This is a genomic window from Pseudomonas alcaligenes (genome assembly GCF_041729615.1).
GTDB lineage: Bacteria > Pseudomonadota > Gammaproteobacteria > Pseudomonadales > Pseudomonadaceae > Aquipseudomonas > Aquipseudomonas alcaligenes_B.
In genome coordinates this window covers 3,016,234-3,030,764 of the sequence record NZ_CP154874.1, presented here as the reverse complement: position 1 = coordinate 3,030,764, position 14,531 = coordinate 3,016,234, and the positions used below count along the sequence as shown (strand labels likewise).

The 14,531-nt window shown below is 68.9% G+C and carries 16 protein-coding genes; 6 read left to right on the top strand and 10 right to left on the bottom strand.

What is annotated here, in order from left to right:
* Position 1: 1 nt before the first annotated feature.
* Genes mltB through AAG092_RS14565 form a run of 7 tightly spaced genes read right to left on the bottom strand, consistent with a single transcriptional unit; the run spans position 2 to position 6,870 of the window.
* The gene (gene mltB, locus AAG092_RS14595; RefSeq protein WP_373387241.1) at positions 2–1,018 is read right to left on the bottom strand and encodes a lytic murein transglycosylase B; all 1,017 of its coding nucleotides are present in this window, start codon (positions 1,016–1,018) and stop codon (positions 2–4) included.
* Positions 1,015–2,163 carry a rod shape-determining protein RodA gene (gene rodA / locus AAG092_RS14590; RefSeq protein WP_373387240.1) on the bottom strand — a complete coding sequence of 383 codons (1,149 nt, stop codon included), beginning with the start codon at positions 2,161–2,163 and terminating at the stop codon, positions 1,015–1,017. The genes mltB and rodA overlap by 4 nt, the downstream gene beginning before the upstream one ends.
* Positions 2,160–4,085 carry a penicillin-binding protein 2 gene (mrdA, locus tag AAG092_RS14585; RefSeq protein ID WP_373387239.1) on the bottom strand — a complete coding sequence of 642 codons (1,926 nt, stop codon included), beginning with the start codon at positions 4,083–4,085 and terminating at the stop codon, positions 2,160–2,162. Before mrdA ends, rodA begins: the two co-directional genes overlap by 4 nt.
* 10 nt (positions 4,086–4,095) lie before the next feature.
* The gene (gene rlmH, locus AAG092_RS14580; protein WP_373387238.1) at positions 4,096–4,563 is read right to left on the bottom strand and encodes a 23S rRNA (pseudouridine(1915)-N(3))-methyltransferase RlmH; all 468 of its coding nucleotides are present in this window, start codon (positions 4,561–4,563) and stop codon (positions 4,096–4,098) included.
* A gap of 9 nt (positions 4,564–4,572) precedes the next feature.
* Complete coding sequence (gene rsfS / locus AAG092_RS14575; RefSeq protein ID WP_110683935.1) at positions 4,573–4,932, bottom strand: ribosome silencing factor; 360 nt, start codon at positions 4,930–4,932, stop codon at positions 4,573–4,575.
* Positions 4,933–4,939: 7 nt separating this feature from the next.
* Positions 4,940–5,605 (bottom strand): nicotinate-nucleotide adenylyltransferase, encoded by a 666-nt coding sequence (nadD, locus tag AAG092_RS14570; protein ID WP_373387237.1) that lies wholly within the window; start codon positions 5,603–5,605, stop codon positions 4,940–4,942.
* Complete coding sequence (locus tag AAG092_RS14565) at positions 5,605–6,870, bottom strand: glutamate-5-semialdehyde dehydrogenase (RefSeq protein ID WP_373387236.1); 1,266 nt, start codon at positions 6,868–6,870, stop codon at positions 5,605–5,607. The genes nadD and AAG092_RS14565 overlap by 1 nt, the downstream gene beginning before the upstream one ends.
* 160 nt (positions 6,871–7,030) lie before the next feature.
* Between AAG092_RS14565 and AAG092_RS14560 the strand changes: the two genes are divergently transcribed.
* Complete coding sequence (locus tag AAG092_RS14560) at positions 7,031–7,738, top strand: DNA-3-methyladenine glycosylase (RefSeq protein ID WP_373387235.1); 708 nt, start codon at positions 7,031–7,033, stop codon at positions 7,736–7,738.
* Positions 7,735–9,051 (top strand): bifunctional DedA family/phosphatase PAP2 family protein, encoded by a 1,317-nt coding sequence (locus AAG092_RS14555; RefSeq protein ID WP_373387234.1) that lies wholly within the window; start codon positions 7,735–7,737, stop codon positions 9,049–9,051. The genes AAG092_RS14560 and AAG092_RS14555 overlap by 4 nt, the downstream gene beginning before the upstream one ends.
* Positions 9,052–9,057: 6 nt before the next feature.
* Here the strand turns inward: AAG092_RS14555 and AAG092_RS14550 are convergent, their stop codons facing one another.
* From AAG092_RS14550 to AAG092_RS14540, 3 genes are read right to left on the bottom strand one after another with little or no spacing between them, the layout of a single operon-like run.
* Positions 9,058–9,648, bottom strand: coding sequence for an LON peptidase substrate-binding domain-containing protein (locus AAG092_RS14550; protein ID WP_373387233.1), 591 nt, complete (start codon positions 9,646–9,648; stop codon positions 9,058–9,060).
* An 11-nt stretch (positions 9,649–9,659) separates the two neighbouring features.
* On the bottom strand, positions 9,660–10,376 hold the full coding sequence (locus AAG092_RS14545) for an LrgB family protein (RefSeq protein WP_373387232.1): 717 nt from the start codon (positions 10,374–10,376) through the stop codon (positions 9,660–9,662).
* Positions 10,373–10,735 (bottom strand): CidA/LrgA family protein, encoded by a 363-nt coding sequence (locus AAG092_RS14540; RefSeq protein ID WP_373387231.1) that lies wholly within the window; start codon positions 10,733–10,735, stop codon positions 10,373–10,375. Before AAG092_RS14540 ends, AAG092_RS14545 begins: the two co-directional genes overlap by 4 nt.
* A 165-nt stretch (positions 10,736–10,900) precedes the next feature.
* Between AAG092_RS14540 and AAG092_RS14535 the strand changes: the two genes are divergently transcribed.
* The 4 genes from AAG092_RS14535 (at position 10,901) to AAG092_RS14520 (ending at position 14,487) form a co-directional block, all read left to right on the top strand.
* Complete coding sequence (locus AAG092_RS14535; RefSeq protein WP_110683943.1) at positions 10,901–11,356, top strand: MaoC family dehydratase; 456 nt, start codon at positions 10,901–10,903, stop codon at positions 11,354–11,356.
* Positions 11,357–11,461: 105 nt separating this feature from the next.
* Positions 11,462–13,165: a C13 family peptidase gene (locus tag AAG092_RS14530; protein WP_373387230.1), complete on the top strand. Its 1,704-nt coding sequence runs from the start codon at positions 11,462–11,464 to the stop codon at positions 13,163–13,165.
* 69 nt (positions 13,166–13,234) lie between these two features.
* Entirely contained in the window at positions 13,235–13,876 is a 642-nt protein-coding gene (locus AAG092_RS14525) for an oxidoreductase (RefSeq protein WP_110683945.1), read from the top strand.
* Positions 13,876–14,487, top strand: coding sequence for a class I SAM-dependent methyltransferase (locus tag AAG092_RS14520; RefSeq protein ID WP_373387229.1), 612 nt, complete (start codon positions 13,876–13,878; stop codon positions 14,485–14,487). The genes AAG092_RS14525 and AAG092_RS14520 overlap by 1 nt, the downstream gene beginning before the upstream one ends.
* The last annotated feature ends 44 nt before the right edge of the window (positions 14,488–14,531 follow it).

Genomic DNA, 14,531 nt, shown 5'->3' with positions numbered 1-14,531 from the left:
TTCACGGACGGCCCCGCTTGGCGAGCAGTTCGCCGGACAGTTGATGGACGGCCATGGCGTACATGGCGCTGCGATTGTAGCGGGTGATCACGTAGAAGTTGGGCAGGCCCATCCAGTATTCCTGGCCTTCGGCGCCGTCGAAGCGGAAGGCGGTGACCGGGATGTCGTCGCGCAGCACATCGCCGCTAGTCCAGCCGAGGGCGCGCAGCTCGCCGACCTTCTTCACCGGGTCGAGGCCCACGGTCAGGCCGCTGTCGGCCTGCTCGCCCTTGACCTGGGCGCGGCTGACCACCGGTTCGCCGGTGGCCCAGCCATGGCGCTTGAAGTAGCTGGCGACGCTGCCGATGGCATCCACCGGGTTGGTCCAGATGTCGATATGGCCGTCGCCGTCGAAGTCCACGGCGTAGGCGCGGAAACTGCTCGGCATGAATTGCGGCAGGCCCATCGCACCGGCGTAGGAGCCCTTGAGGCTGAGCGGCTCGACCTGCTGCTCGCGGGCCAGGATGAGGAACTCGCGCAGCTGCTGGCAGAAAAATTCGGCGCGCGGCGGATAGTCGAAGCACAGGGTCGACAGCGCATCGAGCACGCGCCAGCTGCCGGTATTGCCGCCGTAGAAGGTCTCCACGCCGATGATCGAGACGATCACCTCGGCCGGCACGCCGTACTCCCGCTCGGCGCGGGCCAGGGCCTCGGCGTGCTGGTTCCAGAAGTCCACGCCCTTGCTGATGCGCGCCTCGGTGATGAAGATCGGCCGGTACTCCTTCCACGGCTTGACCTTCTCGGCCGGGCGGGAGATGGCGTCGAGGATCGCCTGCTTGCGTTCAACCTGGTCGAACAGCGCGGTCAGCTGCTCGGCGGCGAAGCCGTGGTCACGGGTCATTTCGCCGACGAACTCGGCCACCTTGGCCGAACCCTGGTATTCCCCGGCGGCCTGAGCCTGCCCGAGCGTGCCGAGCAGCGCCATCATGGCGACACCCCAGCTGCGTATTGCCTGTTTCAAATTCTGCACTCTTGTCATGCCTGGGCGATCCACTTGCGGTGCGTCTGGATCGCCATCAAAACCCCAAACCCAGACAACAGCGTCACCAGATGGGTTCCGCCGTAGCTAATGAAGGGCAGGGGCACCCCCACCACCGGCAACAGTCCGCTGACCATGCCGATGTTCACGAATACATAGACGAAGAAGGTCATGGTCAGGCTACCGGCCAGCAGCTTGCCGAACAGGGTCTGCGCATTGGCGGTGATCACCAGGCCACGTCCGATCAGCAGCAGGTAGACCAACAGCAGGATGCACACCCCAACCATGCCGAACTCTTCGCTCAGCACGGCAATGATAAAGTCCGTGTGGCTTTCCGGCAAAAAATCCAGGTGCGACTGGGTGCCGAGCAGCCAGCCCTTGCCGAATACGCCGCCGGAACCGATGGCCGCCTTGGACTGGATGATGTTCCAGCCGGTGCCCAGCGGGTCGCTCTCCGGGTTGAGGAAGGTCAGCACCCGCTGCTTCTGGTACTGGTGCAGCACGAAGAACCACATGGCGATGGCGATCGGCACCACGGCCGCCGCCGCGCCGAGGATCCAGCGCCACTGCAGGCCGGCCATGAATAGCACGAAGGCGCCGGAGGCGAGGATCAGCAGGCCGGTGCCCAGGTCGGGCTGTTTCAGGATGAGCACGAAGGGAATCAGGATCAGCACCAGGCTGACGACGATGTGCTTGAGCTTGGGCGGCAAGTTGTGCCGCGCCAGGTACCAGGCGATGGTCGCCGGCATGATGATCTTCATGAATTCCGAGGGCTGGAAGCGGATCACCCCGGGAATGTTGATCCAGCGGGTTGCCCCCATGGCCGTGTGGCCCATGACTTCCACCGCCATCAGCAGGCCGACGCCGGCCAGGTAGGCCAGCGGCACCCAGCGCGCCATGAAGCGCGGCTCGAACTGGGCGATGACGATGGCGGCGACCAGGCCGATGCCGAACGAGGTGCCCTGCTTGATCACCAGGTCCCAGTTCTTGCCGCTGGCCGAATACAGCACGAACAGGCTGCCGGCACACAGGGCCAGCAGGATCAGCAGCAGCCAGCCATCGATGTGCAGGCGCTGCAGCAGGCTGGCGCGGCGCTTGAACACGTCCTCGTCGGAAATGGTGCGGTCGAATTCCTGACGTTTCATCGCTGCGCGCGAACCTCTTCGGTGAGCGGGGCCGGCGGGCGGTATTCCGGCTTGAGCTGGCCATCGGGGCCGAGCAGCCAGGCGTCCATGACCTGCTTGACCACCGGCGCGGCGACACCGGAGCCGGACTCGCCGTTCTCCACCATCACCGCCACGGCGATCTTCGGCGCCTCGGCGGGGGCGAAGGCGACGAACAGGGCATGGTCGCGATGGCGCTCGTGGACCTTGTTGCGGTCGTACTTCTCGCCCTGCTTGATCGCCACCACCTGCGCCGTGCCGCTCTTGCCGGCGATGCGATAGACGGACGCGGCACCGACCTTGGCCGCGGTACCGCGCGGGCCGTGCATCACCGCCTCCATGCCCTGGCGCCCGTAGTCCCAGAACTTGTCGTCGCGCAGCACGATGTCCGGCGGGGTCTGCATGCCATCCATGGCGCCGTCGGCCATCAGCTGCTGCGGCGTCTGCCCCTCGGCCTCCTTGAGCAGGTGCGGGCGGATCCACTTGCCATGGGTGGCCATCAGCACGGTGGCCTGCGCCAGCTGCAGCGGCGTGGTCTGCATGTAGCCCTGGCCGATGCCGAGGATCAGGGTCTCGCCCGGGTACCAGGCCTGGCGATAGCGCGCGCGCTTCCACTCGCGCGAGGGCATCAGCCCGGCGGTTTCCTCGAACATGTCCAGCGACACCCGCTGGCCCAGGCCGAAGCGGGTCATGTAGTCGTGCAGGCGATCGACGCCCATCTTGCGCGCCAGGTCGTAGAAGTAGGTGTCGTTGGAACGCATGATGGCGAACTCCATGTTCACCGAGCCATCGCCCAGGCGGTTCCAGTTGCGGTACTTGTGGCTGTGGCCGGGCAGCTGGTAGTAGCCGGGGTCGAACACCCGGGTCTGCGGGGTGATCACCCCGGCATCCAGGCCGGCCACCGCGACCATCGGCTTGATCGTCGAGCCCGGCGGGTAGAGGCCGCGCAGCACGCGGTTGTACAACGGCCGGTCGATGGAGTCGCGCAGCTCGGCATAGGCCTTGAAGCCGATGCCGGTGACGAAGGGGTTGGGATCGAAACTGGGCATGCTGACCATGGCCAACACATCGCCGCTGGCCGGCTCGATCGCCACCACGGCACCGCGCCGGTCCCCCAGTGCCTGCTCAGCGGCCTCCTGCAGCCTGGCATCGAGGGTCAGGGTCAGGTCCATGCCCGGCGTCGGATCGGTACGCTTGAGCACCCGCAGCACCCGACCGCGGGCGTTGGTCTCGACTTCCTCGTAGCCCACCTGGCCGTGCAGCAGGTCCTCATAGAAGCGCTCGACGCCGGTCTTGCCGATGTGGTGGGTACCGGCGTAGTCGGTGGGGTCGAGCTCCTTGAGCTCCTTCTCGTTGATCCGCCCGACGTAGCCGACCGAGTGGGCGAAGCGCGCCTTCTGCGGGTAGTGGCGCACCAGCTGGGCCGCCACATCCACGCCGGGCAGGCGGAACTGGTTGACCGCGATGCGAGCGATCTGCTCCTCAGACAGCTCGAACAGCACCGGCACCGGCTCGAACGGCCGGCGCCCCTGGCGCATGCGCTTCTCGAACAGGGCGCGGTCGTCCGGAGCCAGCTCCAGCACCTCGACTATCACATCCAGCACCTGCTGCCAGTCGCCGGCGCGCTCGCGGGTCACGGTCAGGCTGAAGCTGGGACGGTTGTCGGCGATGATCACCCCGTTGCGGTCGAAGATCAGGCCGCGGGTCGGCGGGATCGGCTGCACGTGGATGCGGTTGTTCTCCGCCAGGGTGGTGTGGTGCTCGTACTGGATCACCTGCAGGTAGTACATGCGCGCGACCAGCACGCAGGTCAGCAACAGCACCGCGACGCCGCCGACGACGACGCGACGACGCACCAGGCGGGCGTCCTTCTCGTGGTCCTTGAGGCGAATGGGCTGTGGCATCGACTACTGCTTACTTGTGGTACGGGTGGCCGGACAGCACGGTCCAGGCGCGATAGATCTGTTCGCCGAGCAGGATGCGCACCAGCGGGTGCGGCAGGGTCAGCGGCGACAGCGACCAGCGCTGCTCGCTGCGCGCGCACACCTCCGGCGCCAGCCCCTCGGGGCCGCCGACCATCAGGTTGACGGTGCGCGCATCCAGGCGCCAGCGCTCCAGCTCGGCCGCCAGCTGCTCGGTACTCCATGGCTTGCCTGTGACCTCCAGGGTCACGATGCGTTCACCGGGCTGCACCTTGCTCAGCATGGCCTCGCCCTCCTGACGGATCAGGCGGGCGACGTCGGCATTCTTGCCGCGGGTGGTCAGCGGGATCTCCACCAGCTCCAGCGGCAACTCGGACGGCAGGCGCTTGACGTACTCCTGCCAGCCCTCCTCCACCCAGCGCGGCATGCGCGAGCCGACGGCGATCAGCTTGATACGCACGGCGCAGACTTACTCCGCCGCGTCCTGATGGTGCGCGCGGCTCTGCTCGGCACCCTGCCACAGGCGCTCCAGGTCGTAGAACTGGCGGGTGGCGACCTGCATCACGTGGACCACCACGTCGCCCAGGTCGAGCAGGGCCCATTCGCCGCCATCCAGGCCTTCGTTGCCGAGCGGGCGCACGCCCTGCTCCTTGACCTTCTCCAGCACGTTCTCGGCCAGCGACTTGACGTGGCGACTGGAGGTACCGCTGGCGATCACCATGAAATCGGTGACGCTGGTCTTGCCGCGCACATCGATGGTGGTGATGTCCTTGCCTTTGAGTTCTTCCAGGGCGTCTACCGCGACCCGGACCAGTTCTTCGTTTTGCATCGTTACCTCATGAAACGGTTGTCGCACGGTACAGGTCGTGCGCATGGATATAGGCCAGCACGGCGTCGGGCAGCAGAAAACGTACCGAACGGCCCTGCGCCAGCAACTGGCGTATCTGGGTGGCGGACACCGCGAGCGGCGCCTGCCAGATGAAACTGATCTGCCCGCTCGGCCCCGAGAGGCTCCGCGGATCGGTCACGCTGCGCGCGGCGAGCAGGTCGCGCAGCGCCTCGGACGGCTCGCTGTCGGCATCCGGCCGCTGCAGCACGAGGATATGGCAATGCCCCAGCAGCTCCTGCCAGCGATGCCAGGTCGGCAACCCGCAGAAGGCATCCCAGCCCAGCAGGAGGAACAACTGGTCGTCCGCCGCCAGCTCGTCACGCAGCGACGCCAGGGTGTCGAAGGTGAACGACGGCTTGTCGCGGCGCAGCTCGCGGTCATCGACCGTCAGCCGCGGCTCGCCGGCCACCGCCAGGCGGGCCATGGCCAGGCGCTGCTCGGCCGTGACCTGCGGCGCCTCGCGGTGCGGCGGACGGGCGCTGGGAATCAGCCGCAGCTCATCCAGGTCCAGCAGCTCGCTCACTTCCAGGGCGCCGCGCAGGTGGCCGATGTGCACCGGGTTGAAGGTGCCGCCGAGCAGACCGATGCGCCGCGCGCCGTCGCGTCGGGCCATCAGGTGCGGATGTGCCCGTCGCCGAACACCACGTACTTCTCGCTGGTCAGGCCTTCCAGGCCGACCGGGCCTCGGGCGTGCAGCTTGTCGGTGGAGATGCCGATCTCCGCGCCCAGGCCGTACTCGAAGCCGTCGGCGAAGCGGGTCGAGGCATTGACCATCACCGAGGCGGAATCCACCTCGGTGAGGAAGCGCCGGGCATCGCTGAAGTTCTCGGTGATGATCGCGTCGGTATGGTGCGAGCCGTAGGCGTTGATGTGCTCGATGGCCGCCTCCAGCGAGTCGACGATGCGAATGGCCAGGATCGGCGCGTTGTACTCGGCGTACCAGTCATCCTCGGTCGCTTCCAGCACGTCGCTGCCGAGCAGCGTGCGGGTGGCGCCATCGCCGCGCAGTTCCACGCCCTTGTCGCGGTAGATGGCGGCCAGCGGCGGCAGCACGCGCGCGGCGATGCTGGCATGCACCAGCAGCGTCTCCATGGTGTTGCACGGCGAGTAGCGCTGGGTCTTGGCGTTGTCGCAGACGCGGATGGCCTTGTCCAGATCGGCGGCGCTGTCCACGTAGACATGGCAGACGCCGTCCAGGTGCTTGATCACCGGCACCTTGGCGTCGCGGCTGATGCGCTCGATCAGGCCCTTGCCGCCGCGCGGCACGATGACGTCGACGAACTCCGGCATGGTGATCAGCGCGCCGACGGCGGCGCGGTCGGTAGTCTCCACCACCTGCACGGCGCTGGCCGGCAGGCCGGCCTCGGCCAGGCCGAGCTGGATGCAGCGGGCGATCGCCTGGTTGGAATGGATGGCCTCGGAGCCGCCGCGCAGGATGGTGGCGTTGCCGGACTTCAGGCACAGGCTGGCGGCATCGATGGTCACGTTGGGGCGCGACTCGTAGATGATGCCGATCACGCCCAGCGGCACGCGCATCTTGCCGACCTGGATACCGGACGGCAGGTAGCGCATGCCCTGGATCTCGCCGATCGGGTCCGGCAGGGTGGCGACCTGGCGCAGGCCCTCGATCATGCTGTCGATCACTTTCGGCGTCAGCGCCAGGCGGTCGACCATGGCTGGCTCCAGGCCATTAGCGCGGGCGGCGGCCAGGTCCAGCTCGTTGGCGGCGGTCAGCTCGGCGCGGGCGGCGTCGAGGGCATTGGCGGCGGCCTGCAGCGCATGGTTCTTCTGCGCGGTGCTGGCCCGGGCGAGCACCCGCGAGGCGGCGCGCGCGGCGCGGCCCAGGCGGGTCATATAGTCGAGCACGGACTCGGTCATGGTCGGCGAAGGTCTGACGGTTGGAAAAAGTGGCTGATTATAGCCGGCGTACCCCGCCACGCCCAGCATTGCCAGGCGGACGGCGCCATAACAGCAGGATTCAGCCTCATTTAAGCCGGGGATTGCTAAGATCGCCGCCGTCTCCCTACCCGGACAGCCCATGAGCGCGCGCCCCACCCCACCCTGGCCCGAAGCCCAGGCCCTGCCCGACGACTTCTTCGACCGCGACGCGCAGAGCCTCGCCCGGGCCCTGCTGGGCAAGGTCATCCGCCATCGCCAGCAGGGCCACTGGCTGGCCGCGCGGATCATCGAGACCGAGGCCTACTACCTGGCGGAAAAGGGCAGCCACGCCTCGCTCGGCTACACCGAGAAGCGCCGCGCCCTGTTCATGGACGGCGGCCACATCTACATGTACTACGCCCGCGGCGGCGACTCGCTGAACTTCAGCGCCCAGGGGCCGGGCAATGCCGTGCTGATCAAGTCGGCCCTGCCCTGGCTGGATGCGCACTGCGCGGCGGACGCCCTGCAGCGCATGCAGGCCAACAACCCCTCGGCCAGCGGCGCCCCACGCCCACCGGAGCGCCTGTGCGCCGGGCAGACCCTGCTGTGCCGAGCGCTGGGCCTGAAGGTGCCGGACTGGGACGGCCGGCGCTTCGACCCGCTGCGCCTGTTCGTCGAGGATGTCGGCGAGCGCCCAGCGCAGATCATCCAGACCACCCGCCTGGGCATACCGACCGGGCGTGACGAACACCTGCCCTACCGCTTCGTCGACGCCGCCCACGCCCGCCACTGCACCCGCAACCCGTTGCGCCGCGGCCAGGTCGAAGGTCGCGACTACTTTCTACTGACTGCCGAGGAATGCACATGAGCGCATGGTTCGCCAATCTGTCGAGCTGGCTGGAGGGCAATCCGGAATGGCTGGGACTGGCCATTTTCCTGGTCGCCTGCCTGGAATGCCTGGCCGTGGCCGGCATCCTGATACCCGGTACCGTGCTGCTGTTCGCCCTCAGCGTGATGGCCGGCAGTGGCGCCCTCAGCCTGGGAGAGACGCTGCTGCTGGCCTACGCCGGCGGCCTGCTTGGCGATGCGCTGTCCTATGCCATAGGCCGGCGCTTCCACCAGGGCATCCGGCGCCTGCCGGTGTTGCGCGAGCACCCCGAGTGGCTGGAAGGCGCGGAAAGCTACTTCCAGCGCTACGGCGTGGTAAGCCTGCTGGTCGGCCGCTACATCGGCCCGCTGCGGCCGATGCTGCCGCTGGTGGCCGGTATGCTCGACATGCCCGTGGTGCGTTTCGCCCTGGTCAGCCTGCTGGCCGCCGCCGGCTGGGCGCTGGCCTATATGCTGCCCGGCTGGGCCACCGGCGCGGCACTGCGCCTGCCGCTGCCGGAAGGCTTCTGGAGCGCCACCGGGGTAGTCGCCGCCGGTATCGGCCTGATGCTGCTGGTAGTGATCCACAGCAGCCTGCGCGAACAGCGCTGGGCCACCGCCGCGGCCGCGGGCCTCAGCGGCAGCCTGCTGCTCGCCCTGCTGCTCGGCGTGGAACAGCTGCAGGCACTGGACCAGGGCCTGCTGGCGCTGGTCCAGGAGCAGCGCAGCGCCAGCCTGGACAGCCTGGCCGTACTGGTCACGCGCATGGGTGACTTCAGCACCCAGGTGGCCGCCGGCGTCCTGCTGACCCTGCTCCTGCTGCTGGCCCGGCGCATCCAGGCCGCCTTGTTCGTGGGTGGCTGCATGCTGCTGACGGCGCTGGCCAACACGGGCCTCAAGCACCTCTTCGCCCGCGCCCGCCCGGATGTGCTGCTGCAGCCGCTGGACACCTTCAGCCTGCCCAGCGGCCACAGCTCCGCCGCCTTCGCCTGCTTCCTCGCCCTCGGCGTGCTGGCCGGCCGCGGCGCGCCGGCCCGCTCGCGCCTGACCTGGCTGCTGCTGGCCAGCCTGCCGGCGGTGGCCATCGCCCTGTCGCGGGTCTACCTGGGGGTGCACTGGCCGACCGACATCCTCGCCGGCGCCCTGCTCGCCGGCAGCGTCTGCGCCGCCTGCCTGGCCTGGCTGCAGCGGCGCCAGCCGATGCAGCCGCTGGGCGCGCGGACCTGGTGGCTGATCCTGCCGGCGACCCTGGCCCTGCTCGGCACGGCGAGCCTCTGGGCGCTGCCCGAGGCGATCCAGAAATACCAGTACTGAGCCGGCTCAGGCGGTCATCTCGCCCTGCAGCTGGTCGAGGAAGGACTGGATCAGCTGCAGGCGGCGCAGGGGATCGTCCTGCAGCAGCACCTGCAGCTTCTGCTCGACGGAGAACGGCAGCAGATAGGCCAGCTGGTTGGCCAGCGCCTGCTGGCCCGCGACCACCCCGCCCATGCCCAGCCCAGCCACCAGCGGGTGTTCGGCCAGGGCGCCGAGCAAGGCCGCGAGGTCGGCGTGCTCGGCCAGCAGCGGCGCATCCGCGGCCTCGCCCAGCCAGTCCACCTCGGCCAGGGTCAGCTGGTTGGGCTGCACCTCGACGCGGCCGACGCGAAAACGCCGCCCCCCTTCGACGCGAATGCCCAGCAGGCCGTTGGGGCGCTGCTGGAAGTCGCGGATCAGCGCCTCGCAGCCCAGCGCCGAGAAACGCCTGGCCGCCTCGCCGGCCTCCTGGCCCTCGAGGATGCCGACCACGCCGAAGCCCTCGCCACGGCGCATGCAGGTGCTGACCATGTCCAGGTAGCGTGCCTCGAATATCTGCAGGTCGAGCACGCAGCCAGGGAACAGCACGGTGTTGAGCGGAAACAGCGGATAGTCCATCGCGAGCCCCCTCATGCGATCAGCGCCACGGCCAGGGGCAGCAGCACGGCGGTCAGCACGCCCATCAGACTCATGGCCAGGGCGGCGAAGGCGCCGCTCTCCTCGCCTTCCTGAAGCGCCCGCGCCGTGCCCACCGCGTGGGCGGTGATGCCCAGCGCCATGCCCTGGGCCGCCGGGTGGCGCACGCCAATGCCACGCAACAGCTCCGGCCCGCAGATGGCGCCGAGCACCCCGGTGATCAGCACGAACACCGCCGCCAGCGCCGCCACCCCACCGATCTGCTCGGCCACCAGCATGGCGATGGGCGAGGTCACCGACTTGGGCGCCAGGGTCATCAGCATCATCCGCTCGGCGCCGAAGGCCCAGGCCAACGCCACGCCCAGCAAGGTGGCGAGCAGGCCGGCCACCAGCAGAGTGATCAGGGTCGGCCAGAACAGCTGGCGGATGCGCTTGAGGTTGAGAAACAGCGGCACGGCCAGGGCCACCGTGGTCGGCCCCAGCAGCACGCTGAGCAGGAAGGTGCTGTCGCGGTATTCCTGGTAGCTCAGCCCGGCGGCCAGCAGCACGCCGATCAGCACGGTCATGGACACCAGCACCGGCTGCAGGAACACCCAGCGGGTGCGCTCGTAGGCGGCCAGCGCCAACTGGTAGACCGCCAGGGTGATGCCGACGCCGAACAGCGGGTGGTGGATCACCGCCTGCATGGCGGCCTGCCAGGGCGGGCTCATGACTGCTCCCCGCGCCGCGCCTGGCGGTCGATCAGCTTCTGCATCAGCCAGCCGGCGAACAGCAGGGACACCAGCAGCGACAGGCCCAGGGCACCGGCCAGGGCCCAGAAGTCGGCGGCGATCTGCTCGGCATAGACCATCACCCCCACCGCCGGCGGCACCAGCAGCAGCGGCAGGTAGCGCAGCAGGCCGCCGGCGGCCTCGCTGAGCGGCTCGCCCACCTCGCCCCGCAGCAGCAGGAAGGCGAACAGCAGCAGCATGCCGATGATCGGCCCGGGCAGCATGGACAGGAACAGGACGTTGAGGGCGGTACCGAGCAACTGGAACAGCACCAGCCAGGTCAGGCCGCGAAGCAGCATGGCAGAGGTCTCCGGCGGGGATGGCGCGGCCATTATAGGCATGCCTGAGGGGCCGCCATAAACCGCGACGTTCGGCTTGACCCCGGGCGCCGACTCATGCTGATCTAGGGCCAGCTAGGTTCATCGCCAAGAACAACAAGTAACCTGCATCCTCAAGGAGGATCTATGCCGTTTGTACCCGTATCGCAACTGCAATCCTACGTAGGCAAAGAGCTCGGACGCTCGCAATGGCTGACCATCGATCAGCAGCGCATCAACCAGTTCGCCGAATGCACCGGCGACCACCAGTTCATCCATGTCGACCCGGTCAAGGCCAAGCACACGCCTTTCGGCTCCACCATCGCCCACGGTTTCCTCAGCCTGTCGCTGATCCCCATGCTGATGGAAAGCCTGATGATCATGCCGGAAGGCCTGAAGATGGCGGTCAACTACGGCCTGGACAGCGTGCGCTTCATCCAGCCGGTCAAGGTCGACTCGCGCGTGCGCCTGGCGGTGAGCATCCTCGAAGTCACCGAGAAGCGCCCCGGCCAGTGGCTGATCAAGGCCCAGGCCACCCTGGAGATCGAAGGCGAGGAGAAGCCCGCCTACATCGCCGAGCCGCTGACCCTCTGCTTCGTCTGAAGGCAGGCCACTTCGCGGCAACGGGGCGCTCAGGCGCCCCGTTTGCATTGGAGCGGCCACCGGCCTGCGGCATACTCGGGACATCCCCCGACCAGGACGTCCGCCATGCACCGCCACCTCGCCCCGCTGACCCTCGCCTTGCTGCTCGCCGCCTGCGGTGACGGCGAGCCGCTGCTGCCGCCAGACGCCGTGCTGCCCGATGGCGGCCGCTACCGCGGCGAGCTGGTCGATGGCCTGCTGCAGGGCAAGGGGCGCATCGACTACGCCAACGGCATGTACTACCAGGGCCAGTTCAAGGACGGCCTGTTCGACGGTCGCGGCGAGTGGCACGGCGCCGGCGGCGAGCACTACCAGGGCGAATTCCGCCAGGGCCTGTTCGATGGCCAGGGCAAGCTGGTCTACGCCGACGGCAGCGTCTACGAGGGCGGCTTCAAGCAGGGCCGCCTGCATGGCGAGGGCCACCTGCAGCAGGGCGGCGTGAGCTATCGCGGGCAGTTCCGTGCCGACCGCTACCATGGCCTGGGCACCCTCGAGTGGCCGGACGGCACCCGTTTCCAGGGCCAGTTCGAGCGCGGCGAGCCGCAAGGCGAAGGCCGCCGCAGCAATGCCCAGGGCAGTTTCAGCGGCACCTTCAAGGGCGGCCTGCTGCAGGGTGAGGGCAGTTACCAGGGCAGCGACGGCGAGAGCTACAGCGGCGAATTCCGCGACGACCAGTTCCACGGCCAGGGGCGTTACCAGGATGGCGCGGGCGATGTCTGGAGCGGTCGCTTCAGCCACGGCACCCTCAACGGCAAGGGCGAATTCCGCGGCGCCGACGGGCGCCACTACGCAGGCGAATTCCGCTACTGGCGCTTCCACGGCCAGGGCAAGCTGAGCCTGGCCGACGGCAGCGTCTACCAGGGCCAGTTCGTCGATGGCGAATACGCCGGCAACGGCACCCTGACCGCCAGCGACGGCAGCCGCACCGAGGGCATCTGGCGCGACGGCACGCTGCTGCGCGAGGCCGGCGGCCAGGCCCGTCCCGATCCGCTGGAACTCGGCCTGCTGCAACAGGGCCAGCTCCTGCAGCAGACGCTGGACGCCCTGCCCGCTTCCACCCCGGCGCTCGAGCTGTACAGCCTGACCCTGGCCGGCGACGGCAAGCAGAGTGTGTTCCTGCGCGAGGCCGACTACGTCGGCAAGCTGCTGCGCGAGCGCTTCGGCGCCCGCGGCCATGTCAGCCTGACCAACCACCGCGACCACCTGGCCGACCGTCCGCTGGCCACCCGCGAGAGCCTGACCCGCGCCGTGCAGGCCCTGGCCGAGCGCAGCGGCCCGGAGGACCTGGTGTTCCTCTACCTGACCAGCCACGGCTCGCGGCGCTACGAGCTGAGCATCGACCAGCCGCGCCTGCAGCTGGCCGACCTGCCGGCCACGGAGCTGGCCGCCCTGCTCGCCCCGCTCAAGGACCGCCACAAGGTGGTGGTGATCTCGGCCTGCTACTCCGGTGGCTTCATTCCGCCGCTGAAGGACGACAAGACCCTGGTGATGACCGCCGCGCGCGCCGACCGGGTGTCCTTCGGCTGCTCCGAGGAGAACGACTTCACCTACTTCGGTCGCGCCCTGTTCGCCGAGGCCCTCAACGAGACCGACGAACTCGGCCGCGCCTTCGAGCTGGCCAAGGCCAAGGTCGCCGAGCGCGAGCGGGCCCAGGACTTCGAGGCCTCGGAGCCGCAGCTGTGGGCGCCGGAGACGGTGCTGCAGCATTGGCAGCGGCTGCGCCGGGAGCAGGCCGAGCAGGCCCTGACCGCCGCCACCAAAGCGCAGTGATTTGCGATCAGTTCCGCGCCTGTTCTGCCGTTTCGTTCTAAGCTGACAGTTAATCAGCGGAGAAACAGCATGTATCTGACGCCCCAGCACATCCTGCTCGCCGGCGCCACCGGCCTCACCGGCGAGCACCTGCTCGACCGCCTGCTCAGCGAGCCGACCATCAGCCGCGTGCTGGCGCCCAGCCGCAGCCCGCTGGCCGAACACCCGCACCTGGACAACCCGGTGGGCGAGCTGGCGGCTCTGCTGCCGCAGCTTGGCGGCCGGGTCGACGCCGCCTTCTGCTGCCTGGGCACCACCATCAAGCAGGCCGGCTCGCAGGAGGCGTTCCGCGCCGTCGATCACGACCTGGTCCTGGCCTTCGCCCGCCGCGCCCGCGAGCTGGGCGCCCGGCACCTGCTGGTGATCAGCGCCCTGGGCGCCGATCCGCGCTCCGCGGTGTTCTACAACCGGGTCAAGGGTGAAATGGAAGCCGCCCTGCAGGCCATGGACTGGCCGCAGCTGACCATAGTCCGCCCCTCCCTGCTGCTCGGCCCGCGCCGCGAGTTCCGCCTCGGTGAGCGCCTGGCCGCGCCGCTGCTGCGCTGGATTCCCGGCAAGTACCGCGGCATCGAGGCCGCCGTGCTGGCCCGCGCGCTGTGGCGCCTGGCCCTGGAGGAAGGCGACGGCGTGCGGGTCGTGGAGTCCGACGAGCTGCGCCGGCTGGGCCGCTGATGAGGTTCTACGACGAGAAGATCCTGCCGCACCTGATCGACTTCGCCTGCGGCATGGGCCAGGTGATGAAGACCCGCGCCCAGGTGGTGCCGCTGGCCAGCGGCCGGGTACTGGAGATCGGCATCGGCACCGGCCTCAACCTGGCTTTCTACGACGCCGATAAGGTCAGCGCCATCGTCGGCGTCGACCCGGCCGCGCAGATGCAGGCCCTGGCGCGGCGGCGCGCCGAACGGATCGCTATCCCGCTGGAGATGGTCGCCCTGGAGCTAGGGCAGATCCAGGCCGCCGATGCCAGCTTCGACAGCATCGTCTGCACCTTCACCCTGTGCACCATCCCCGAACCGCTGGCCGCCCTGCGCGAGATGCGCCGCGTGCTCAAGCCCGGCGGCAAGCTGTTGTTCAGCGAGCACGGGCGCGCGCCCGACCCCGGCGTGCGCCGCTGGCAGCAGCGCCTGACACCGCTGTGGAAACCGCTGGCCGGCGGCTGCCATCTCGACCGCGACATCCCCGCCCTGCTCAAGGCCGGTGGTTTCACGATCCGCGAGCTGTACAGCAGCTACCTGCCGGGGCCGCGCCCGATGACCTGGGTCTGGCGTGGCTGGGCCGAATGAGCGCGCGCCAAGCGGGCTTTTTGCACCTATGGTTTAGGCGTCGA